This is a genomic window from Streptomyces sp. NPDC050732, assembly GCF_040654255.1.
In the GTDB taxonomy this organism is placed as follows: Bacteria; Actinomycetota; Actinomycetes; order Streptomycetales; family Streptomycetaceae; genus Streptomyces.
In genome coordinates this window covers 100,267-121,244 of record NZ_JBFAHP010000017.1, presented here as the reverse complement: position 1 = coordinate 121,244, position 20,978 = coordinate 100,267, and the positions used below count along the sequence as shown (strand labels likewise).

At 73.1% G+C, this 20,978-nt stretch carries 15 protein-coding genes; 13 read left to right on the top strand and 2 right to left on the bottom strand.

From position 1 onward, the window contains the following. Window positions 1-51 precede the first annotated feature (51 nt). A complete protein-coding gene (locus AB0H82_RS17670; protein WP_362993622.1) occupies window positions 52-1,017 on the top strand; it encodes a DUF2510 domain-containing protein in 966 nt (321 codons plus the stop codon). 10 nt (window positions 1,018-1,027) lie between these two features. Here AB0H82_RS17670 and AB0H82_RS17665 read toward each other — a convergent pair whose 3' ends face one another. Beyond that, window positions 1,028-2,242 (bottom strand): amino acid deaminase/aldolase, encoded by a 1,215-nt coding sequence (locus AB0H82_RS17665; protein WP_362993620.1) that lies wholly within the window; start codon window positions 2,240-2,242, stop codon window positions 1,028-1,030. 193 nt (window positions 2,243-2,435) lie between these two features. Between AB0H82_RS17665 and AB0H82_RS17660 the strand changes: the two genes are divergently transcribed. The 3 genes from AB0H82_RS17660 to AB0H82_RS17650 are packed head-to-tail and all read left to right on the top strand — an operon-like array spanning window position 2,436 to window position 6,075. After that, window positions 2,436-4,124 (top strand): hypothetical protein, encoded by a 1,689-nt coding sequence (locus tag AB0H82_RS17660; protein WP_362993618.1) that lies wholly within the window; start codon window positions 2,436-2,438, stop codon window positions 4,122-4,124. Next, window positions 4,121-5,290, top strand: a complete 1,170-nt coding sequence (mycP, locus tag AB0H82_RS17655) for a type VII secretion-associated serine protease mycosin (RefSeq protein ID WP_362993616.1) — start codon at window positions 4,121-4,123, stop codon at window positions 5,288-5,290. The genes AB0H82_RS17660 and mycP overlap by 4 nt, the downstream gene beginning before the upstream one ends. 50 nt (window positions 5,291-5,340) lie before the next feature. Further along, entirely contained in the window at window positions 5,341-6,075 is a 735-nt protein-coding gene (locus tag AB0H82_RS17650; protein ID WP_362993724.1) for an SseB family protein, read from the top strand. Window positions 6,076-6,121: 46 nt separating this feature from the next. Here AB0H82_RS17650 and AB0H82_RS17645 read toward each other — a convergent pair whose 3' ends face one another. Next, on the bottom strand, window positions 6,122-6,499 hold the full coding sequence (locus AB0H82_RS17645; RefSeq protein WP_362993614.1) for a DUF1844 domain-containing protein: 378 nt from the start codon (window positions 6,497-6,499) through the stop codon (window positions 6,122-6,124). 474 nt (window positions 6,500-6,973) lie between these two features. Here AB0H82_RS17645 and AB0H82_RS17640 point away from each other — a divergent pair, with 474 nt between their 5' ends. From AB0H82_RS17640 to AB0H82_RS17600, 9 genes are all read left to right on the top strand, one after another. Then, the gene (locus tag AB0H82_RS17640) at window positions 6,974-8,203 is read left to right on the top strand and encodes an ACP S-malonyltransferase (protein WP_362993612.1); all 1,230 of its coding nucleotides are present in this window, start codon (window positions 6,974-6,976) and stop codon (window positions 8,201-8,203) included. Window positions 8,204-8,307: 104 nt separating this feature from the next. Next, window positions 8,308-9,195: a 3-hydroxyacyl-CoA dehydrogenase family protein gene (locus AB0H82_RS17635; RefSeq protein ID WP_362993610.1), complete on the top strand. Its 888-nt coding sequence runs from the start codon at window positions 8,308-8,310 to the stop codon at window positions 9,193-9,195. Window positions 9,196-9,210: 15 nt separating this feature from the next. Continuing rightward, window positions 9,211-9,474, top strand: coding sequence for an acyl carrier protein (locus AB0H82_RS17630; protein ID WP_362993608.1), 264 nt, complete (start codon window positions 9,211-9,213; stop codon window positions 9,472-9,474). 45 nt (window positions 9,475-9,519) lie between these two features. After that, window positions 9,520-10,668, top strand: coding sequence for an acyl-CoA dehydrogenase family protein (locus AB0H82_RS17625; RefSeq protein WP_362993606.1), 1,149 nt, complete (start codon window positions 9,520-9,522; stop codon window positions 10,666-10,668). Between the two features lies 1 nt (window position 10,669). Next, the gene (locus tag AB0H82_RS17620; protein ID WP_362993604.1) at window positions 10,670-12,814 is read left to right on the top strand and encodes an amino acid adenylation domain-containing protein; all 2,145 of its coding nucleotides are present in this window, start codon (window positions 10,670-10,672) and stop codon (window positions 12,812-12,814) included. Then, window positions 12,811-14,196, top strand: a complete 1,386-nt coding sequence (locus AB0H82_RS17615; RefSeq protein WP_362993602.1) for a fatty acid--CoA ligase family protein — start codon at window positions 12,811-12,813, stop codon at window positions 14,194-14,196. The genes AB0H82_RS17620 and AB0H82_RS17615 overlap by 4 nt, the downstream gene beginning before the upstream one ends. Next, window positions 14,193-14,951 carry an SDR family oxidoreductase gene (locus AB0H82_RS17610; protein ID WP_362993600.1) on the top strand — a complete coding sequence of 253 codons (759 nt, stop codon included), beginning with the start codon at window positions 14,193-14,195 and terminating at the stop codon, window positions 14,949-14,951. The genes AB0H82_RS17615 and AB0H82_RS17610 overlap by 4 nt, the downstream gene beginning before the upstream one ends. A 52-nt stretch (window positions 14,952-15,003) precedes the next feature. Then, window positions 15,004-15,393 carry a hypothetical protein gene (locus tag AB0H82_RS17605; RefSeq protein ID WP_362993598.1) on the top strand — a complete coding sequence of 130 codons (390 nt, stop codon included), beginning with the start codon at window positions 15,004-15,006 and terminating at the stop codon, window positions 15,391-15,393. Then, window positions 15,390-20,975 (top strand): type I polyketide synthase, encoded by a 5,586-nt coding sequence (locus tag AB0H82_RS17600; protein ID WP_362993597.1) that lies wholly within the window; start codon window positions 15,390-15,392, stop codon window positions 20,973-20,975. The genes AB0H82_RS17605 and AB0H82_RS17600 overlap by 4 nt, the downstream gene beginning before the upstream one ends. Window positions 20,976-20,978 lie beyond the last annotated feature (3 nt).

The window sequence follows — 20,978 nt, the reverse complement described above, 5'->3', positions numbered from 1 at the left end:
TGTACCGGTCCTCTGTGTACTGATCTTCGCGGCACGTCTTAGAGTGCCGGAATGAGCATGTCGACGCCGCCCGGCTGGTACCCGGACCCGAACCAGCCCTCCGTCGAGCGCTGGTGGGACGGTGCCGCCTGGACCGAACACCGGCGAACCCCCGAGTACGCCCAAGTCGCCCCGGCGCAGCAGGGCTTCGGGCCGCCGCAGGACACGCCGCAGGGCCCGACCTCGGTCATGCCGGTGGCGTCCCGGGGTGGCGGCCGGGCGAAGGTCGTCGCGCTGGGCGTCGCCGGGGCCGTCCTCGTCGCGGGGATCGTCACGGGAGCCGTCGCCCTCGCCGAGGACGACGGCGACCCGCGGGCCGGCACCCCGGCACCGAGCGCCACCGCCGGGAGCAGCCCGACGCCCACCGAGTCGGAGAAGGAGTCGGCGTCCCCGAGCGCCGACCCCGACCCGGACACCCTCGTCGACGACCTCAACGGCATCACGCTCCCCGTGCCCGACGGCTGGGAGAAGGACGACGACTCCTTCGGCGGCGGCGCGACCATCCAGACCCCCGACATCGTCGACTGCCCGGGCGACTCCGGCCTCTGCCGCGAGGGCACCGTCACGTCGAACACCGTGACGGGCACGGACGAGACGGACCCCAAGGCCCTCGCCCTCGGCGACATCAAGGACGCGGCGGACGCCGCCTACGACAAGGACAAGCTGGACAACAAGCCGTACGGCGGCATCACCGGCCACGAGAAGGTCAAGGAGGGCCAGGTCGCCGTCGCGGGCCGCAGCGGCTATTTCGTGCGCTGGCGCGTGCACACGGCGAAGGGCGACGGCGGATACGTCCAGTCGCTGGCCTTCGCGTCGAGCGTCGGCTCGGAGTCGATGGTCATGGTCCGGTTCAGCGTCGGCGCGGGCAAGGACGCCCCGCCCGTCTCCGTCATGGACGAGATCACCGACGGGATCCGCTCGGTCGACGACAGCGCGACGGGCGGCGGGGTGGGCGACGACGTGGGACCGACACCGTGAGCGACACGGTTCACAGGAACGTGTGACCCTCGCCGCGGTACGTCGGAACGCTCCCCGTCACCTCGTCGCCCTCGACCAGGTGCAGGATCTCGAACCGCTCGCACAGCTCCCCGGCCTTGGCGTGCCGGAACCACACCTTGTCGCCGATCAGCAGATCGTCGGCCGGGGGCCCGTGCAGCGGCGTCTGCACTTCACCCGCGCCCTCCTGCGGGTCGTACCGCAGCCCCTCGGGGAGGTACGGCACCGGCGAGCGGTCCGGGCCCGCGACACCCGACGCCGGATAGCCGCCGCCGAGCACCGTCACCGTTCCCGGGCCGGGCCGCCGCACCACGGGCTGCGCGAACAGGGCGGCGGGACGCCCGCTGAACGACGTGTAGTTGTCGAAGAGGCGCGGCACGAAGAGCCCCGACCCCGCGGCGATCTCGGTGACCGCGCGCTCGGCCGCGGTGTGCTGCACACTGCCGGTGCCGCCGCCGTTCACGAACTCCAGGTCCGGCGCGACCGCCCGGACGGCGGCGATGGTCTCCCCCCGGCGCGCGGCCAGCTCCCTGCGGGCCGCGGCCTGCATCGTGCGGATCGCCCGGGACCGCGCCGGGCGGCCCTCCACCGCGTCACCCACACCCGCCACATGCCCCTCGTACGCCATCACACCCACGAGCCGGAACCCGGGCCGCCGGGCGATGGCGCGGGCCAGGGCGGCGACCTGGGCGGGGGAGTGCAGCGGCGAACGCAGCGCGCCGATCCGCACCTTGCCGCCGAGCACCTGGAGGGAGGTGTCCAACTCCAGACAGACCCGCACCTCCTCGGTGCCGCCGTCCCTCGCCCCGTCGATCAGCCGCAGCTGGGCCGGGTCGTCGACCATCACGGTCACCGATTCCGCGAGCTTCGGATCGGCGGTCAGCTCGGCGAAACCGGCGCGGTCCGCCGAGGGGTACGCGAGCAGCACGTCGGCGAAGCCGGAGCGGGCCAGCCACAGCGACTCCGCGAGCGTGAAGGACATGATCCCGGCGAAGCCGTCGCGGGCGAGGACCCGTTCGAGCAGGGCGCGACAGCGCACGGACTTGCTGGCGACCCGGATCGGCTTGCCCGCGGCCCGGCGTACGAGATCGTCGGCGTTGGCGTCGAAGGCGGCCAGGTCGACGACGGCGAGGGGGGCGTCGAGGTGTGCGGTGGCGCGGTCGTAGCGGGCGCGGTCGGCGGCTCGGTCTGCGGCACGGGCTGTCATGGCCGAAGCCTGCCAGACGCGATTACCAGAGGGTAGGGGGATGATCCGGGCAGATCGCCCGGTGCGCGGACTGAGTTCCCTTACTCCGTTGGTCTGCCCGTAGAGTGACGCGCACGGAGCCTGGCCGAGCGGTGCGTACGGAGCCTCGCCGACCGAGCGCTCCGGCCGGCCGAGCGCGAGGAAACGGGGGAGCATGAGCACGGAGGCGCCTCACAGCCCCATCCCCCCACGCCCCGCGGCCCCGCCCCGCCCCGCGACACCCCCGGCCTCCGCGGTCCCGCACTCCGTCGCCCCGGCCCCCGCGGTCCCGCACTCCGCGGACGCGGCCGACGAGGCTGCTGAGCCGCCGCCCGTGCCGTCCGCCCGCTTCCCGGACGTCCGGCCGCCGGTCGACCAGGACTGGGTACTGGGTCGCCCCCGCCCCACCCCCGCCCGCCACGACGAGGACCCGGACCAGGCGGCCCGCATCCAGGACCTGCTGGCCCCCTTCGAAGAGGCCCGCCCCCGCCCTCAACGCAGCACCCCCACCGCCCCACCACGCCTGCCGGACGCCCCGCCGACGGTCGCGGCGGAGAGCCGCACGCCCGCCCCGGTCGAGTCGGCCGCCCCGCCCGCCGACGAGGACGTATCCCGCACGCCCCGCAACGCTTCCGGCAAGACACCGCCGCTCCCGGCCCGTGCCCCCGGCACCCCGTCCATTGACGACGGCACACCCCACACGCAGGGCGATGCGCCACCGCCCCCGCCGTCGTCGGCCCGTCTGGCCGATGCGTCGCCCCTCGACGGTGGCGCGTCCCGCGCGCGAAGTGAGGTCTCCGCCGAGCCGAGAACGCCGCCACTGCCAGCGTTTCCAGCCCGTCTGGCCGATGCGTCGGCCCCTGGTGACGGTGCGTCCCGCACGTCAGGCGACGTCGCCGACGATGCGCCGCCTCCGCCGTCCTCGGCTCGTCTGCCCGATGAGCCGCCGGTGGTTGTGGGGAAGGTGGGTACGGACGCTGTCCTCGATGGTGGTGTGTCCGGCGCGGGGGGTGAGTTGGGGTCGGGGGCCGGGGGCGGGCGGCCCTTTGTGTTTTTGGCGCGGCCTGCGGTGGGGGACGACCGCCCCGCCCGGCTGCGGCCCGTCGCTGCCTGGGTGCGGCCACGTGCTGCCGCCGCCGCGGCCTGTGCCGTGCTCGGGCTCGGGCTCATCGGCGGTGCGGTGACCGGGAGTTGGCTGACCGGGGAGTCCGCGGCGGGCGGTGCCGCCCGGAGCGCGTACACGGTCACCGGGGCCCTCTGGCACAGCGTCCCCGTCGACCGGCTCTTTCCGCCGGAGCTTGAGGGGGAGGGCGCGGGGCCCGGCGGTGCCGACCGCGCCTGGACCCGCATAGCCGTCGCCCCGGACAGCGGCTGCCGGGGCGCGTTCGACCCGCTGTTGAAGAAGGCGCTCGACCCGGTCGGCTGTCTGCGGCTGCTCCGGGCCACGTACACGGACGCCACCCGCAGCCATGTCACCACCGTGGGCCTCCTGTTCACCAAGGCGGACGCCGACGCGATGCAGACCCTGCGGAACCGTTTCACGGAGGAGGGCCTGGACCGGCGGACCGACCTCATGCCGCGGCCGTACGCCGCCAAGGGCACCGCCTGCGAAGGCTTCGGTGACGCGCAGCGGGCGGCCTGGACCGTCTCCGTGCTGCCGGACGCGCCCGTCGTCGCGTACTCCGTATCGGGATTCGCCGACGGCCGCGCCGTCACCGACCCCGCGCCCGCCACCGAGGCCATGGGCAGCAACACCACGTCGGCGCCCGCCCAGGCGGGCCTCGGCCACGAGGCGAAGGGCATCGCCGACCGCGTCGAGCGAGGTCTACGTAAAATCATCGCGGCCGCGGAGAAGGCGGCATGAGGGGCCGCAGGCGAATGGTCGCCGTCATGGCCGCCGCCGCGCTGGTGCTCGCCCCGACCGCCACCGCGTACGCCGACGACGGCATCCGCGCCCAGCAGTGGGCCCTCGACGCCATGCACACCAACCAGGCCTGGCAGATCAGCAAGGGCAACGGCATCACCGTCGCCGTCCTGGACACCGGCATAGACGCCGAGCACCCGGACCTCGCGGGCAGCGTCCTCGAAGGCAAGGACATGGTCGGCTTCGGCGCCCGCCGCGGCGACCGCCCCTGGGCCCGGCACGGCACCGCCATGGCCGGCATCATCGCGGGCCACGGACACGGCGCGGGTGGCCGCGACGGTGTGCTGGGCATCGCGCCCGAGGCGAAGATCCTGCCGGTCCGCGTGATCCTTGAGGACGGCGACCCCGCCCGCAAGAAGGCCCGCAACACCCGCGGCAACGCCCTCGCCGAAGGCATCCGCTGGGCCGCCGACCACGGCGCGGACGTCATCAACCTCTCCCTCGGCGACGACTCCAAGTCCGCCCACCCCGAACCGGCCGAGGACGCCGCCGTGCAGTACGCCCTGAAGAAGGGCGTCGCCGTCGTCGCCTCCGCGGGCAACGGCGGCGAGCGCGGCGACCACATCTCCTACCCGGCCGCCTACCCCGGCGTGATCGCCGCGACGGCCGTCGACGAGAACGGCGCCCGCGCCTCCTTCTCCACCCGCCGCTGGTACGCCACCGTCGCCGCCCCCGGCGACGACATCGTCATCGCCGACCCCGACCGCAAGTACTACGAGGGCTGGGGCACCAGCGCCGCCTCCGCCTTCGTCTCGGGCGCCGTCGCCCTGATCCGCGCGGCCCACCCCGGCCTGCGGCCCGCGCAGATCAAGGAGCTCCTGGAGGACACGGCCCGCGACGCCCCGCCCGGCGGCCGTGACGACTCCCGCGGCTTCGGCCTGATCGACCCAGCGGCGGCGCTGGCCCGCGCCGGCCGGCTCAAGCCGGAGAAGCCGCGCACGGCGACGTACGGCACGAAGTACTTCGGCCGGGGCCCGGACGCGACGCGGGGCGACGACGGCCCCGCCGGCTGGGTCGGCCCGGTCGCCGGCGGCCTCGGCGTCGCCCTGCTCGCTCTCGCGGTCCACCTGTGGCGGACCAGGTCCGGGGCGCCGCGGCGCGACTGACACCACTCTGTAGGGTCGACACCGTGGCGAACATGGTGAACAAGGCGAATATGGCGAGCAAGAACATTCCCGACCCCGGCTTCTCCGACGACGACGGGACGGCCGACCCGCGGCTGGCCGCGGCGCTCGCCGCCTGGTCCGCGGACCGTACGGCCCACGGCCCGGTCCTCGAAGCCCTCGCGGGGGCCCGGCTCCTCGTGCCCGTCGTCGCCGTGCTCGGCGAGGTCGAGGTGGACGAGAACGGGCTGCGCAGGGAGAAGACCAGCGACATGGCCGTCCCCACCCTGAAGGCGGGCGACCGCAAGGCGCTGCCCGCGTTCACCTCCATCGAGGCCCTCGCCCTGTGGGACCCCGCCGCCCGTCCCGTCGCCGTCCCGCTGCACCAGGCGCTGCAGGCCGCAGCCCACGAGCAGGCCGACACCATCGTCCTCGACCTCGCGGGCCCCGTCCCCTATGAGCTGGGCCGCTCCGCCCTGCTCGCCCTCGCCGAGGGACGCGCGAGCGCCGACCCGCTCGCCGACCCGGCCGTGACCGAGGCGGTCCGCGCCGCGGTCGCAGCCGAGCCCGTCGTGCTCCGCGCCCACCTCGGGCCCGGCCGCGCGGACGGCACCCTCGCCCTCGTCCTGGACCCGGCCGCGGACCAGGCCGACGCCGCCCAGCGCGTGGCCCGGCGGATCGCCGCCGACGAAACACTGAGGGCCCGCCTGGTGCGCGGCCTCGACCTGGCACTTCTGCCGGCCGAGGCGACGCCACCGGGCGAGCCCCTCTACGTACGTACGGTGTAACTGCCTCGGTCGTACGGCGGTGCACCCGGCCGCACGGTGTGCCGGGTCAGCCGTAGACCGGACCGGTGTACTTCTCGCCCGGCCCCTGGCCCGGCTCGTCCTTCACCAGCGACGCCTCGCGGAACGCCAGCTGCAGCGACTTCAGCCCGTCGCGCAGCGGCGCCGCGTGGAACGAGCTGATCTCGGTGGCGCTCGCGTCCAGCAGGCCGGCCAGCGAGTGGATCAGCTTGCGGGCCTCGTCCAGGTCCTTGTGGCCCTCGCCGCCCTCGGCCAGGCCGAGGTTGACGGCGGCGGCGCTCATCAGGTGGACCGCCACGGTGGTGATCACCTCGACCGCGGGCACGTCCGCGATGTCACGGGTCAGGGTGTCGAAGTCGGGGGAGTCACCCGTGGGGGACTCGGGGGCGGGGGTCGCGTCGCTCATGCTCACATCTTCCTGAGGGCCGAAACGGTGTAAGCCTAGTTGATGGCCGAATCCGGGCCCCGGGCGGCGCCGCCCGGGGCCCGCAGGCGCCCCCGGCCTCCCCGGCACGGTCGCACAGGTAAACAGAAGGTAATGTCGCGGGCTGCCCCGTGTCCGGAAGCCGCAGGTGCCTGCCCGACTATCGATCCCCCGGCAAGTCGTAAACGTTTGCTGGAGCAACTGTGAGTCGGTGAGTGATCGATACGGGGCCTCTCGGTCCGCCTCTTCTGGCGCTCACTCCGTGCTACGGAACGTCGCAACGGGCGAAGTCAAGTGTTGACTTGCTGCTTTCCGTGGCAGAAGGTGGCTCCAGCGGGGGGAGCGGCCATAGTGGCCTGGGGGGCGTAATGAGTGGGATTGCGTCGCGCGTTCGTCATGGGTTCAACCTCCGAACTGATTCAAATTCGATGGCTGATTTGAACGGGGGAGTTATTCGTGGCAACGGGGATGGTCGCACTCTTTCCTGGCATCGGTGCCCAGCGCACCGGCATGGGGGAGCGGCTCCACGATAACCATGCCGTATTCCGCGACACCTTCACCGAGGCTTCCGACCATCTCGGTGAGAACTTCTCCGCGCTCATATTCGACAAGGCCAACAAGTCGAGGCTGAAGCGTCAGGAAGAAGCGCAGCTGACGACTTTCCTGGTCAGTGTCGCCATGTACCGGACCTACTCGGCCGAGTTGGGGCACGAGTTCGACTACTGCGTCGGGTACAGCCTGGGTGAGTATTCCGCTCTCTGCGCCGCGGGCGCTCTTCGCTTCACGGACGCCCTTGACCTCGTGCGGCGCAGGGCGGAAATAATCCGTGCCGTGGCGGACCGGGTCGACGGCACCATGATGTGGGCCCTCGACCTCGACGCGGAAACCGTCGAGCGGGTGTGCCGGAGGGCCGCCGGTGCGGAAGGCGGCCTCTTCGTGTCGGCGGTCGACGCGCCGCGGCAGGTCGTCATGTCGGGCAGGGAAGAACTCGTCGGACGCGCGGCCGAAATGCTGGAGGCGCGCGGCGGCCGTGTCTATCCGCTGCGGATGGAAGGCCCCTATCACAGCCCGCTGATGGCAGGGGCGAAGAGCGAGATGGCCGCCGTGCTCGGCGCGGTCGACATCGTGCCGCCGCGTATGGCCGTCCTTTCCACGGTCAACGGCCGTCCGCACCCGGGCGGTGACGGGAGCCGGGAACTCCTGGCCGACCAGCTCGTCTCACCCGTGCAATGGCTGTCCGTGCAGCGCAGGTTCCTCGCGGAGAACATCGGGAGCGCCATCGAATTCGGCCCCGGGAACGTCCTGAGTTTCCTGCTCGAAAAGGTCACCGACCGGATCAGGCCCTGGCCGGTGGAGCGGTACGGAAGTCCCGCCGAACTCCGGGCGGCGATGACGCTCGGCCCGCACGACCACGCCCGGCTGGTCGGCCGCTGCCTCGCGGTGGCGGCGGGCACCGGCTGCCGGGAGCAGCCGTCCGCCGCGCAGCGGGACCGGATGGACCAGGCCTACGCCGCACTGCTCGCCATGGCGGACGGCGCGGCGGAGGAGCGGCCGGGAACGCCGGCCGAGACGCGCCGCGCGCTCGACTGGATAGGCCAGATCCTGGAATGCAAGGGCTGGCGGGGAGCGGACAAGGAGAGCCGGCTCCTCCGCGTCCTCGACGGACGGCTCCTGCCCGCCCGGTAGCGGCCCGCGAGTACCTCGAATCCCTGACCGCGCAGCACGGCTGCCCGGGCGACGCTCGGCGTGCCCGAAGACCATTCCTTCCTCTTCCGACCCTGGGGTGACGCGTGTCGAAAAGTAGTGCCGCACGGACGATGGGCGTCATTGGCGCAGGGGGCATCGGGCTCGGTGTCGCCGCGGATTTTGTTCTGCACGGGTTCGACGTGGTCCTCGTGGACACCGATGAGTCCCGGCTGAAGCAGTCGAAGGACGAACTCGTCGACGCGGTCCGGTACGGGCCGATGATCCGGCGCGAACTGCCCCGCATGGACACCGAGGAGGCCCTGCGCCGCGTGGTGTTCACGACCCGCGTCGAGGAGGTCGCCGAGTGCGAGTTCGTGGTGGAGAACGTCACCGAGTCCTGGGAGGTGAAACGCGTTCTCTACGGCCGTCTCGACGCCGTGCTGCCGCCGGACGTGGGAATCGGAGTGAACACCTCCAGCATTCCCATCGGCAGGCTCGCCGCCGAGACGTCCCGTGCGGAACGCGTCATAGGCATCCACTTCATGAACCCGTCCTACCTCAAGGACGCGGTGGAGGTCATGCGCGGCGACGCGACCTCCGATGAATGCCTGACGTACGTCCTGGAACTGCTCGATCAACTGGGCAAGAGCGCGGTGGTCGTGGGCGACTTCCCCGGCTTCGTGAGCAACCGGATCTCCCATCTCTTCTTCAACGAAGCCATTCGCGTGGTCGAGGAGCAGGGTGTCGCGCCCGCCACCGTCGACGCCGTCTTCAAGAAGTGCTTCGGCCATTCCATGGGTCCGCTGGAGACCGCCGACCTCATCGGCCTCGACACGGTGGCGCTGACCCTGGATCACCTGCACGAGTCCTATGGCGAGGACAAGTTCCGCTGTGCCGGGCTCCTCCGCGACATGGTCGCGGAAGGACGGCTCGGCCGTAAGGCGGGAGAAGGGTTCTACCGCTACCGCCCGCAGCAACGCTCGGAAGACTGAGAGGACCAATTCTCCATGAGCATCAACCGTGACGAAGTCACTCAGATTGTCCTGGACTACCTGGCGCAGTACGACACGAGTGGTACGCCCGATTTCGACGAGAACCTCTTCGAGACGGGCCGGGTCAATTCCCTCTTCGCGATACAGCTGGTCGGATTCCTGGAGAGCACCTTCCGCATCAAGATGTCCGTCGACGACCTCGATTTGCAGAACTTTTCGACCGTCAACTGCATTGCCGACCTGGTCCAGGCCAAGTCGGCGACGGTCGCCGGTGCCTGACCACCGCCGGGGTCGGCGGCGCCGACGAGAGAGGGATCGACGGGCGTGAACCACCTACTGACCACGGACGAGCAGCGTCACCACGCGGACCTCGTGCACCGCGTCGAGTCGGCCTGGGCCGGCACCGCGGCCGACTGGGAACGGCTCGGCACGCTGCCGGACGACGTCGTCCGCTGGTGCGCCGACGAGGGACTGATGGGCGCGGCCCTCCCCGCGGAGCTGGGCGGCGGAGGCGCGACGGCGGTGCGCACGGGGCTGCTGTACGAGGCGCTCGGCCGGGTCAGCGCGTCGCTCGCCTCCTATGTGAACGTCCACGGGATGGCCGCCCAGACCGTGGCCAAGTGGGGCACCGAAGAGCAGTGGCGGGAGGTCATGCCGGGGCTGGCCACCGGGAAGCGGGCGGCCGCCATCTGCATGACCGAACCGGGCGCGGGCAGCGACCTCAGCACCATCGGCACCGAACTGACCGAGCGTGACGGGAAGTTGGTGCTCAACGGCGGCAAGGTCTTCATCACCTGCGGTGAACTGGCCGACGTCTTCCTCGTGTTCGCCCAGCGGGCGGGGCACTCCACGGTCTGTCTCGTCGAGCGGGACAACCCGGGCCTGGTGACCCGCCCCATGGGTGAGCTGCTCGGCCTGCGGGCCGCCGCGCTCGCCGAGGTCGACTTCCGTGACTGCGTCGTACCGGAGCGGCACGTCGTGGGCCGGGACGGGTTCGGGCTGAGCATCCTGATGCCGCACGCCCTCGAACACGGCCGGCACGCCGTCGCCTGGATGGCTCTCGGCATGCTCCAGGCCGTGGTCTCCGAGGCCGCCGCCTTCGTCGCGGGCCGCCGCTCCTTCGGGCGGCACCTCGTGGAGCACGGCCAGGTCCAGTCCCTCGTGACGCGGATGGGCACCGACCTGGAGGCCGCGAAGCTGATGTGTCTCGCGGCGTCCCGGGCCGTGGACGACGGCGCCCGGGACGCGTCCGACCGGATCCTCATGGCGAAGTACTTCACCTGCCGGGTCCTGGAGGAACACGCCGCCCAGGCCGTCCAGTTGCTGGCCTCCCGCGGCGTCCTTGAGGCGGGCAGGGCGGCGCGCGCGTACCGGGACAGCAAGGTCCTGAACATCATCGAGGGCACCACGCAGATCGTCGAACGGATGCTTGCGCCCAGCCTGCTGCGGACGCACGCGAAGAAGGGGCTCTGACATGGCACGGGCAGCCAGAGGACTCGACCGGCGGACCCGCGAGCGGCTCGCGCCGCTGACCGCGGACGCGACGGGGGAGACGCTCGCCCTGACCGCCGCGGCGGCCGCGGCCGCGTTCCACTACGCCGGATTCGTCACGGAGCTGACCCTGTGCGTCGCCGTGCCCGGCGCGGCGGGCACGCAGGACGACAAGATCCTCGTGGTGGAGACCGGCGTCGACCCGGAGCTCTCCCTCGCGGCCCACGCCGAGCGGATCGCCAAGGACATGCGGGCGCGGAGCGCGGAGGAGGCCACCGCCGCCGCGGGCCACTGGCTCGTGCTCGGTCCCGGTACGGCGGACGAGGGCGCCCGGCACCCGCACGAGACGGCCGCGGACGGCCCGCTCCTGGCACTCGACCCCGTCGACGGCAGACTGGCGGCCCGGTCGGACAGCGCGCCCAGGCCGGAGTGCGACGTGCTCGCGGGGCTCTTCGCCACGCTCCTCGGCCACGCGCTCGACGAGCCGGGACGGCCCCTGGTCGACTGCCCGGTGCTGACCGGGCCCGAGCGGTCCAGGGTCCTGACGGACTTCAACGCCACGGCCCGCGACTTCCCCGACGACCGCACGCTGCACGAGGTGTTCCGCGGGCAGGCGGCCAGGACGCCGGACCGGGTGGCGGTCACCACGGACGACGCGGAGCTGACCTACGCCGAGCTGGACGAGCGGTCCGACCGGCTCGCCCACGCCCTGCGCGGGCGGCTGGGCGACGGCACCGACGTGGTGGTGGCCGTCCTCGCCGAGCGCGGCCTCGAACTGCCGGTGGCGCTGCTCGGCGTACTGAAGGCGGGGTACGCCTACACGCCGCTCGACCCGTACGCGCCGGCGCTGCGGATCCAGGACATCCTGGAGCGGAGCGGCGCGCGGGCGGTGGTCGGACAGGAACACCTCCTCGCCGGGCGCGAACTGCCCGTGGACACGCTCGTCCTGGAGGCGCCCGAACTGACCGCCGGGCCCGTGCCCGAGGCCGTCCGGCACGGCTCCCCGGACGACCTCGCGTACGTCATCTACACCTCCGGGTCCACCGGCCGCCCCAAGGGCGTCATGGTCGAGCACCGCTCGGTGGTCAACCGGCTCTGCTGGATGCAGCGCGACCACCCGCTGGGCCAGGACGACACGCTGATCCAGAAGACCCCCGTGATCTTCGACGTGTCCGTCTGGGAACTGTTCTGGTGGATGTTCGGCGGCAGCAGGATGTACCTGCCCGCCCCCGGCGCAGAGAGGTTCCCGCTGGCCCTCGCGGAAGGCGTCCGCAAGCACGGCGTCACCGCGATCCACTTCGTGCCCTCCATGCTGAACGTCTTCCTCGACGAGGTGGAGCGCAGCGGACTCGCCGGCTCCCTCAGCGGACTGCGGGTCCTGTACTCCAGCGGGGAGATCCTGCCCCGGCAGGTCGTCGACTCCTTCCACACCGTGCTCGGCGCCCCCAACGGGACCCGCCTCGTGAACCTCTACGGACCGACCGAGACGACCGTCGACGTGACCGCGTACACCTGCGCTCCCGGCGACCCCGCGCCCCGCGTGCCCATCGGGGGCCCCATCGACAACACCCGGCTGTACGTCCTGCGGCACGGCCACCCCATGCCCGTCGGAGTCTTCGGCACCCTGCACGTCGCCGGCGTCGGCGTCGCCCGCGGCTACCTCGGCGACGAGGAGCTGACCCGGGAGAAGTTCGTCCCGGAGTACCAGGTCCCCGGGCGCGAACGCCCGGACGGCCGCATGTACGACACCGGTGACGTCGCCCGCTGGCTCCCCTCCGGAGACATCGAGTTCCTCGGCCGCCAGGACCAGCAGGTCAAGATCCGCGGCATCAGGATCGACCTCCAGGAGATCGAGAACGTGCTCCTCGAAGCCCCCGGCGTCGTGGAGTGCGCGGTCCGCCTGGAGCAGACGAACGCCTTCATCGCCGTGCTGCGCGCCGCCGTCACCGGCACCGACGAACTCGACAGGAACAGGCTGCGCGGATACGTCGCCGACCGCCTGCCCGCCTACATGGTGCCGGCGACGTACGACCGGTTCGACCGGCTGCCCCGCACCCCCAGCGGCAAGATCGACCGCCGCTCGCTGACCGAGGACCCGGACCTCACGGCACGAGGAAAGCGACTGTGAACGAACCCCGACAGGACATGGCGATGGACTGGCTGCTCGACCGGCTGCGCGGCTTCGCGGGACGCGAGGCGATCACCGGCACGGGCGGCACCGCCGACTACGGGCGGCTCGTCGAGTCGGTCCTCGGCCGGCGCGGCGACATCGACGCCGCGGGCGTGCGCCCCGGCTCCTCCGTGGCAGTCGTCGCCGACACCTCGGCCGCCTCCGTGGCGCTGGTCCTCGCCCTGATCCGCGAGGGCTGCACCGTCGTGCCGCTGGCGCCGAACGACCCGCCGCCGGACGCCCGGAGCGCCCGCTTCGACATCGCCGACGTCGAGACCGTCTTCACCTTCTCGGGCCCGGACACCTGGCAGGCGGAAACCCTGCCGCCCCGCACCGGCGACCGCCACCCGCTCCTGGAGTCGCTCAGGGCCGGGCGGGAAGCCGGCCTGGTGCTCTACTCCTCGGGCAGCACCGGCGAGGTGAAGGCCGCCCTGCACTCCTTCCCGCAGCTGCTCGACCGGTTCCGCACCGATCCCGGCCGACCCCTGCGCGCCCTGCAGTTCATGGCGATGGACCACATCGGCGGCATCAACACGCTGTTCCACACGCTCTGTTCGGGCGGCACCGTCGTCGTGGAGACCCGCCGCACCGCCGAGCACATCTGCGCCGCCATCGAACGGCACCGGGCGGAACTCCTCCCGACCACACCCACGTTCCTCAACATGCTGCTGATCTCCGGTGCGTACCGCAGCCACGACCTGTCGTCGCTCCGGATCATCACCTACGGCACCGAGCCCATGCGTGACGTGACGCTGAAGCACCTGGCGGAGACGTTCCCCGAGGCACGCCTCAAGCAGACGTACGGACTGACGGAGACGGGCATCCTGCCGACCCGCTCGGAGGCCAACGGCTCACTCCTGATGCGGGTGGGCGGCAGCGGCTTCGAGACGAGGATCGTCGACGGCACCCTCTGGATCCGCTCGCCCAGCAGCATGCGCGGCTACCTCAACAGCCCCGACCCGTTCGACGGCGACGGATGGCTGGACACCGGCGACGCCGTGGAGGAGGCGGGGGACGGACTGCTCCGCATCATCGGCAGGCGCTCGCACTGCATCAACATCGGCGGCGAGAAGGTCTTCCCCGCCCAGGTCGAGAACGCCCTGCTCCAGGCCGACAACGTCCGGGACGTGGTCGTCGAGGGCCGGGCCAACGCCGTCACCGGGCAGATCGTGGCCGCGCGCGTCCAGGTCGTCGAGCCCGAGGACCCCCGCTCCATGGCCAGACGGCTGCGCAAGCACTGCACCACACTGCTCGCACCCCACCAGGTGCCCGCAGTCATCACACAGACCGAGGAACAGCTGCACAGCAGCCGTTTCAAGCGACAGGGGTGGACTGGATGAGCCGGGCTACGAACCAGGACGGGCGCCGGGTCGCCGTGGTCAGCGGCGGCAGCCGCGGCCTCGGCCTCGCACTGATCGGGCACCTCCTCGAACAGGACTACCGCGTCGCCACGTTCAGCCGCACGGAGTCCGACGAACTGGTCAAGCTGCGCGCGGGCCTCGACGATCCGGACCGGCTGCACTGGAGCGCCCTGGACGGCGCCGACACCGGCACGGCACCGCAGGAGTTCGTACGCGCGGTGATGCGGCGCTTCGGACGGGTCGACCTGCTCGTCAACAACGCCGGAGTCGGCCTCGAAGGGCTGCTCTCGACCACCCCGCCCGCGGACATCGACCACTCCCTGCTGGTGAACATGTCCCTGCCGCTGCAGCTGAGCCGGGCCTGCCTCAAGCCGATGCTCGCCGCGGGCGGTGGCTGCATCGTCAACATCTCCTCCATCAACGGACTCCGCGGCCAGCCCGGCGTCTCCGTCTACAGCGCCGCCAAGGCCGGGCTCGACGGGTTCACCCGCAGCCTCGCCAGGGAGGTCGGCCCGGTCGGCATCCGCGTGGTCGGACTCGCCCCCGGCTACTTCGAGAGCGACATGACCGCGGGCATGTCCGAGAAGACCCGCGACCGGGTCGCCCGGCGCACCCCCCTCGGCCGCCTCGGCACCCTCGACGACCTGGTCGGCGTCTTCGCCTTCCTCATCTCCGACCGGGCCCGGTTCATCACCGGCCAGACCCTCACCGTCGACGGCGGGTTCACATGCTGAGCGCCTTCCCGTCGTCCCCGTCCAGCAGCCCCACGCGTTCCGGAGGCCAGCAGTGAGTCGTAGAGAAGCCATCAAGGCCGCAGTGCTCGAAATGATCGAGGAAGTGGTGGGCGAGGACCGCGACGGCGGGCCGCTCCCCGAGATCAAGGACACCGACCTGCTCGTCGACCACCTCGGGCTGCGCTCCCTGCACCTGGCGAGGATCACCGCCATGCTGGAGGTGGAGCTCGACCTGGACCCGTTCAGCGAACTCGTCCCGATCACCAGCATCCGCACCGTCGACGACCTGTACCGGGCCTACGACATCGCCGCCGAGGGCGGCACCGCCGCCGACTTCGCGCCCGCCCCCGCCGACGCACCGACCGCCGCCGGCATGGCCGCGGGCCGGAGCGCCGCGCAGCGGGTCCGCGCACTGCGTTCGAAGGCGCGGGACCAGGCATGAGCGACGAACTGGCCGACGACGCGGCCGCAGGGTTCATCGCGGTCGTCGGCATGGCCGGGAGGTTCCCCGGAGCAGCCGACATCGGCCAGTTCTGGGAGAACGTCGTGGCCGGCAGGACCGCGATGCGCGACCTCTCCGACGACGAGCTGCGCGGCGCGGGCGTGGCCGAGCAGTGGATCGGCCACCCCGACTACGTCAAGACGGCCGCCGTGCTCGACGACGCCGACCGCTTCGACGCGGGCCTGTTCGACATCGCGCCGCGCGAGGCCGCGCTCATGGACCCGCAGCAGCGGATCTTCCTGGAGACGTGCTGGGCGGCCCTGGAGCACGCGGGACGCCTCGCGCCGTACGCGGGCCAGTCGACCGGGGTGTTCGGCGGCGCCGGCGGCGTCCTGGCCGGCTACCTCCCCGAAGTGCTCGGCACCGGCGGCAGGTTCCTCGACAGCACGGCGTCGCTGGAGCACCTGGGCAACGACAAGGACTTCCTCGCCACCCGGGTCTCGTACAAACTCGGCCTCACCGGCCCCGGCCTCACCGTGCAGACGGCCTGCTCGACGTCGCTCGTCGCCGTCCACCTGGCCTGCCAGAGCCTGCTCCTCGGCGAGTGCGACACGGCCGTCGCGGGCGGCGTGACCGTGCGCGTCCCCGAGCTCGCCGGATATCTCCACCAGGACCAGGGCATCCTCTCCCCGGACGGGCGCTGCAGGCCCTTCGACGCCCGCGCCCGCGGCACGGTCTTCGGCAGCGGTGCCGGAGCCGTCGTGCTGCGCCCCCTGGCCGACGCCCTGCGGGACCGCGACACCGTCTACGCCGTGATCCGGGGCACCGCCGTCAACAACGACGGCGGCGGCAAGACGAGCTACGGCGCCTCCACGGTCGACGGCCAGCTGGCCGCCATGCGCCAGGCGCTGACCGTCGCGCAGCTCCCCCCGGCCGCCCTCGGCTACGTCGAGGCGCACGGCACGGGCACCCTCCTCGGCGACCCGCTGGAGGTGTCAGCCATCCGCCGCGCCCTGGGCGACGACGCGGTGTGCGCCCTCGGCTCGGTCAAGGCCCTCGTCGGACACCTGGAGGCCGCCGCGGGCATCGCAGGACTCATCAAGACGGTCCTCGCGCTGCACCACGGCGTCGTCCCGCCCAGCCCGCACGTCGAGGAGCTCAACCCCCGGCTCCGCCTCGACGGTTCCGGCCTGTACATCAACAGCGAGCCCAAGGAGTGGCCCGCCGACGTGCGCAGAGCCGCCGTCAACTCCCTCGGCATCGGCGGCACCAACGCCTTCGCCGTCCTCGAACAGGCACCGGACCACACCCCCGCAGCCCCCGTCCTGCTGCCCCGGGAACTCCTCACCGTCTCCGCGAAGACGGCGGACGGCCTCAAGGCCGCCGCCGCACGCTGGGCCCAGGAGCTGAGCGGCCGCGACCTGCCCGGCGAGCGCGACGCCGAGGAACTCGCCGACCTGGCCCACACCAGCCAGGTCGGGCGGCGCAGGCTCCCGCACCGCGTGAGCGTGCTCGCCTCCTCCACGGCCGACGCGGCCGAGCAGCTGGCGGCCTGGCTCGAAGGCGGCGCGGACAGCACGGCGGTGCTCGGCCGCGAGGCGGCCCGCCCGCCCAAGGTCGCCTTCCTCTTCTCCGGACAGGGCGCCCAGTACGCGGGCATGGGCGCCGACCTGCACGAACGGCACAGCGGATTCCGGGCTTCACTGGCCCGCCACGCCGACCTCTTCGAGGAGCTCACGGGCGTCGACGTCGAGGCCGCCCTCGCGGACCGGGAGCGCTCCGGCGCCCTGCTGAAGCGCGCCGAGGTCCTGCAGCCCGCGATGTTCCTGCTCCAGGTCGCGACGGCCGAGCTGTGGGCCTCCTGGGGCGTACGCCCGCAGGCGGTCGCCGGGCACAGCCTGGGCGAGTACGCCGCCGCCTGCGCGGCCGGAGTGCTGACCGTGGAGGACGGTCTGCGGCTCGTCGCCGAGCGGGGCGCGGCGATCGCCGAGGACGCCGAGCCCGGTGGCATGATCGCCGTACGCTGCCCCGACCTGGCACAACTGCGGGAACTCGTCCGACCCTACGGCCGCGACCTCGCCGTCGCCGGGCACAACGCACCCGGCCGGTACACGCTCTCCGGCACGGCGGACGCGCTCGCAGCGGTGCGGGCCGCGTGCCTGGAGCGCCGCTGGGCCGTCGTGGAACTCGACGTCACCCACGCCTTCCACTCCCCGCTCATGGCTCCCGCGGCCGACCGCATCCGGCAGGCCGCGCAGGGCATCACCCACCGGCCCCCGCGCACCCCCCTCGTCACCAACCTGACCGGTGCCGTCGCCGCGCCCGACGAGCTGGGCGGCGACTACTGGGCGAGCCAGCTGGCCTCCCCGGTGCTGTTCAGCGAGGCGGTCGACACACTGCTCGCCGACGGCTTCACACACTTCGTGGAGATGGGCCCCGGCCGCTCCCTGACCGGCTTCGGCAGCGGCAGGCGGGAGCCGGACACGGCCTGGCTCGCCGGCCTGACCTCCCGCGGCTCGGACTGGGACACCCTCCAGCGGACCCTGGCCGAACTCGACGCGGACGGCGTGCGCGTCGACTGGCCCGCCTTCCACGCCCCCCTCCTGCGGCGCCGGGTCGCCGCACCCACCTACCCCTTCGCCCGGCAGCGGCACTGGGTCGGCGAGGACGGCTCGCCCGCGCCGCGCGCCACCGCGCAGACCACCACCGCCGCCGCCGTCCCGGCCGCCCCGCGGACCGGCGCCGACCTCACCGCCCTGCGCAGGATGCCGCTCCCGCAGGCCTCCCAGCGCCGGTGGGAGAGCGGTGTGAACCACCGGGACCCCGCATTCCTGGGCGACCACGTGCTGTTGGGCCGGGTCGTCGTCCCCGGCGCCTACCACACCGCGTGCCTCCTGGAGGCGTTCGGCGGGCAGCGGCCCGTGCTCGTCGAGGACCTGGTGTTCCCCCGGGCGCTCGCCGTGGACGAGGAGCCCACCGGCCTCCAGATCGTCCTGGACGAGACCCGCGGCGCGACCGCCGACGCCCGGGTGCTCGGTCTGCGCCCCGGCGCGGCCGCCCACCTCGACACCTCCTGGACCACCCACGCCCAGGGCCGCATCCGTACCGCGGCAGGCGATGCGGACCGGCGCACCCCGGCGCCCGCCGAGCGGGGCGAGTGGACCCGGACGCTGTCCGGCGACGCCCTGTACGGGCAGCTGCACCGCCTCGGCTACGACCTGGGGCCTGCGTTCCGCTGGATGCGGGAGCTGCGGCTGCGGGACGGGCAGGCGGAGACGGACATCACCGTCCCCGAGTTCCTCGACCCCGCCGCACGGCCGGCGAAGACCGTGCTCATCGACGTCTGCGTCCAGACCGCCATCGGCCTCAACGTCCTGGACACGGAACGCCTCGACGGACTGCTGCTGCCCTTCCGGGTCGAACACGCGGTGTTCCACCCCGTCGACGAGGTGCCGCGCACCGCACGCGTCCGGGCGACGGTCCACGCCAGGGCCGACTTCGCCTCGGACACCCCGCGCGCACTCCTCGACGTCAGGATCGACTCCGCGGACGGCCGTCCCCTCGTCGAACTGACCGGCCTCGAACTGCGCCTGGTCCCGCCGCACCTGGTGACGGGCACCGACGACCCGGGCACCGTCCACGTCCAGCGCTGGAAGGCCCTCGACTCCGTGCGGCCCGGCACCGGACTGCCGGACCACTGGCTCGTCCTCGCCGACCGGCAGGGGCACTGGGCGTCCGCGATCGCAGGGCTGACCCAACAGGGCGCCCGCTGCGTGGTTCTGACGGACGTCCCGGACGCCGGCCGCCCGGACACGGCCCCGGCCGGCGTCACCGTGCGGCAGGTCGGCGACCTCGCCGACGCCGGACAGCTCGAAGCCGCCCTGAGCGGCATCCAGCCCACCGGACCGTACGGCGTGCTGCACTGCGCCGGCCTGGACCTGCTCGCGGCGGAACCCGACAACGCGCTCCAGCGGCGCGCCCTGGGCAGCCTTCCCGCCCTGGTCCGCGCCCTGGAGAAGGCGGGCGGGACGGCGCCGGCCCGGCTGGCGCTGATCACCGGGGGTGCGCTGCACACCGGTGGGCCGGGGCCCGTCCTCCACCCGCAGCAGGCCACGCTGTGGGGCGCGGGACGCAGCGCCGTGCACGAACTCCCCGACACCGACGTGCGGTTGGTCGACGTCGACCCCTACGACCTGCGCACCTGCCTCCGCACGGCACTCGTCGACGTACTGACCGGCGACGCCGAGCAGGTGTCCGAGGCCGCCGTCCGCGACGGCAAGGTGCGGGTGCCGCGCCTCGAACAGCGGCGCGGCACCGCCACGGGAGAGTTCCGGGCGCGGCCCGACGGCACCTATCTGATCACCGGCGGCCTCGGCGCCCTCGGCATCGGCACGGCGCGCTGGCTCGCCGACCACGGGGCACGGCACCTCGTGCTCACCGGACGCGGCGCCCCCGCAGGACCGGCCCGGCAGGCCCTCGCGGAGCTGGAGCGCAGCGGCGTGCGCTGCACGGTCGTCGCCGCCGACGTCTCCGAACAGGCCGACGTGGAGCGGCTGATGGCGCGCGTCCGCGCCGACGGAGTCCCCCTGCGGGGCGTCCTGCACGCGGCGGGTGTGGTGGAGGACGCCCTCCTCACCGGCCTGGGCTGGGACGCTTTCGCGCGGGTCCTCGCCCCGAAGGTCGCGGGCGGCTGGCATCTGCACCGGGCCACGCTGGACGAGGAACTCGACCTGTTCGTGCTGTACTCGTCGACCTCCGGGCTGCTCGGAGCGGCGGGGCAGGCGCACTACGCGGCGGCCAACACCTACCTGGACGCCCTCGCCCAGCACCGACACGACCGCGGGCTGCCCGCCCTCAGCCTCGGCTGGGGCCCGGTGACGGAGGGCATGACGGCCCGCCTCGACCAGCGGCACCGCGACCGCATGGCGGCGGCCGGGTTCACCCTCCTCGACCCGCGACGGGTCTTCGCCGCCCTCGGCCCGCTCCTCGCCGGCGGCCACGACGCCGTACACGGCGTCTTCGAACTCGACTGGGACACCCAGCTGTCCCGGTTCGCGCCGGGACGACGGCCTGGCAACCGGCCCGAAACGGCGACCGGACGCCCCGAACCCGCCTCGCCCGGCGCGACGCCCGGCGCCGGCCTGCTGCGCGCCTGGGGCTCCGCGGGGCCTGAGCAGCGGCAGGCGCTGGCCGCCGAGTACCTCGCGTACGTCCTGGCGCAGCGCGTCGGCGCCGAAGCCGCCGGCGGCGACCGGGCGGCGTCGCTCACCGCACTCGGCGTCGACTCGATGCTCGCCCTGGAGATCCGCAGCGACATCCGCGCGGACCTCGGGGTCGACCTGCCGCTCGGCCTGCTGCTGCAGGACGAGCCGGTGCACCGGCTCGAAACGGCCCTGCGCGAGGGACTCGACCGCGAGACGGCCGACGGCCCCGCGGCCGAGCAGGCCACGGCGCCACGGGAGCCGGGAGAGCGGCTGACACCCCGGGCCGCCGGAGAACTCCTCATGTCGGTGCACCACTTGGACGACGCCGGACTCGAAGCCGTCGCGGCCCTGCTCGACGCGCAGGAACAGGAGAGCTGACCC

Excerpts from the sequence above, each read along its gene's own strand:
- AB0H82_RS17620 (WP_362993604.1), top strand. The coding sequence starts at position 10,670 with ATGGCACGGGCAGCCAGAGGACTCGACCGGCGGACCCGCGAGCGGCTC.
- AB0H82_RS17665 (WP_362993620.1), bottom strand. The coding sequence starts at position 2,242 with ATGACAGCCCGTGCCGCAGACCGAGCCGCCGACCGCGCCCGCTACGAC.
- AB0H82_RS17600 (WP_362993597.1), top strand. The coding sequence starts at position 15,390 with ATGAGCGACGAACTGGCCGACGACGCGGCCGCAGGGTTCATCGCGGTC.
- AB0H82_RS17670 (WP_362993622.1), top strand. The coding sequence starts at position 52 with ATGAGCATGTCGACGCCGCCCGGCTGGTACCCGGACCCGAACCAGCCC.
- AB0H82_RS17630 (WP_362993608.1), top strand. The coding sequence starts at position 9,211 with ATGAGCATCAACCGTGACGAAGTCACTCAGATTGTCCTGGACTACCTG.
- mycP (WP_362993616.1), top strand. The coding sequence starts at position 4,121 with ATGAGGGGCCGCAGGCGAATGGTCGCCGTCATGGCCGCCGCCGCGCTG.
- AB0H82_RS17660 (WP_362993618.1), top strand. The coding sequence starts at position 2,436 with ATGAGCACGGAGGCGCCTCACAGCCCCATCCCCCCACGCCCCGCGGCC.
- AB0H82_RS17645 (WP_362993614.1), bottom strand. The coding sequence starts at position 6,499 with ATGAGCGACGCGACCCCCGCCCCCGAGTCCCCCACGGGTGACTCCCCC.
- AB0H82_RS17610 (WP_362993600.1), top strand. The coding sequence starts at position 14,193 with ATGAGCCGGGCTACGAACCAGGACGGGCGCCGGGTCGCCGTGGTCAGC.
- AB0H82_RS17650 (WP_362993724.1), top strand. The coding sequence starts at position 5,341 with ATGGCGAGCAAGAACATTCCCGACCCCGGCTTCTCCGACGACGACGGG.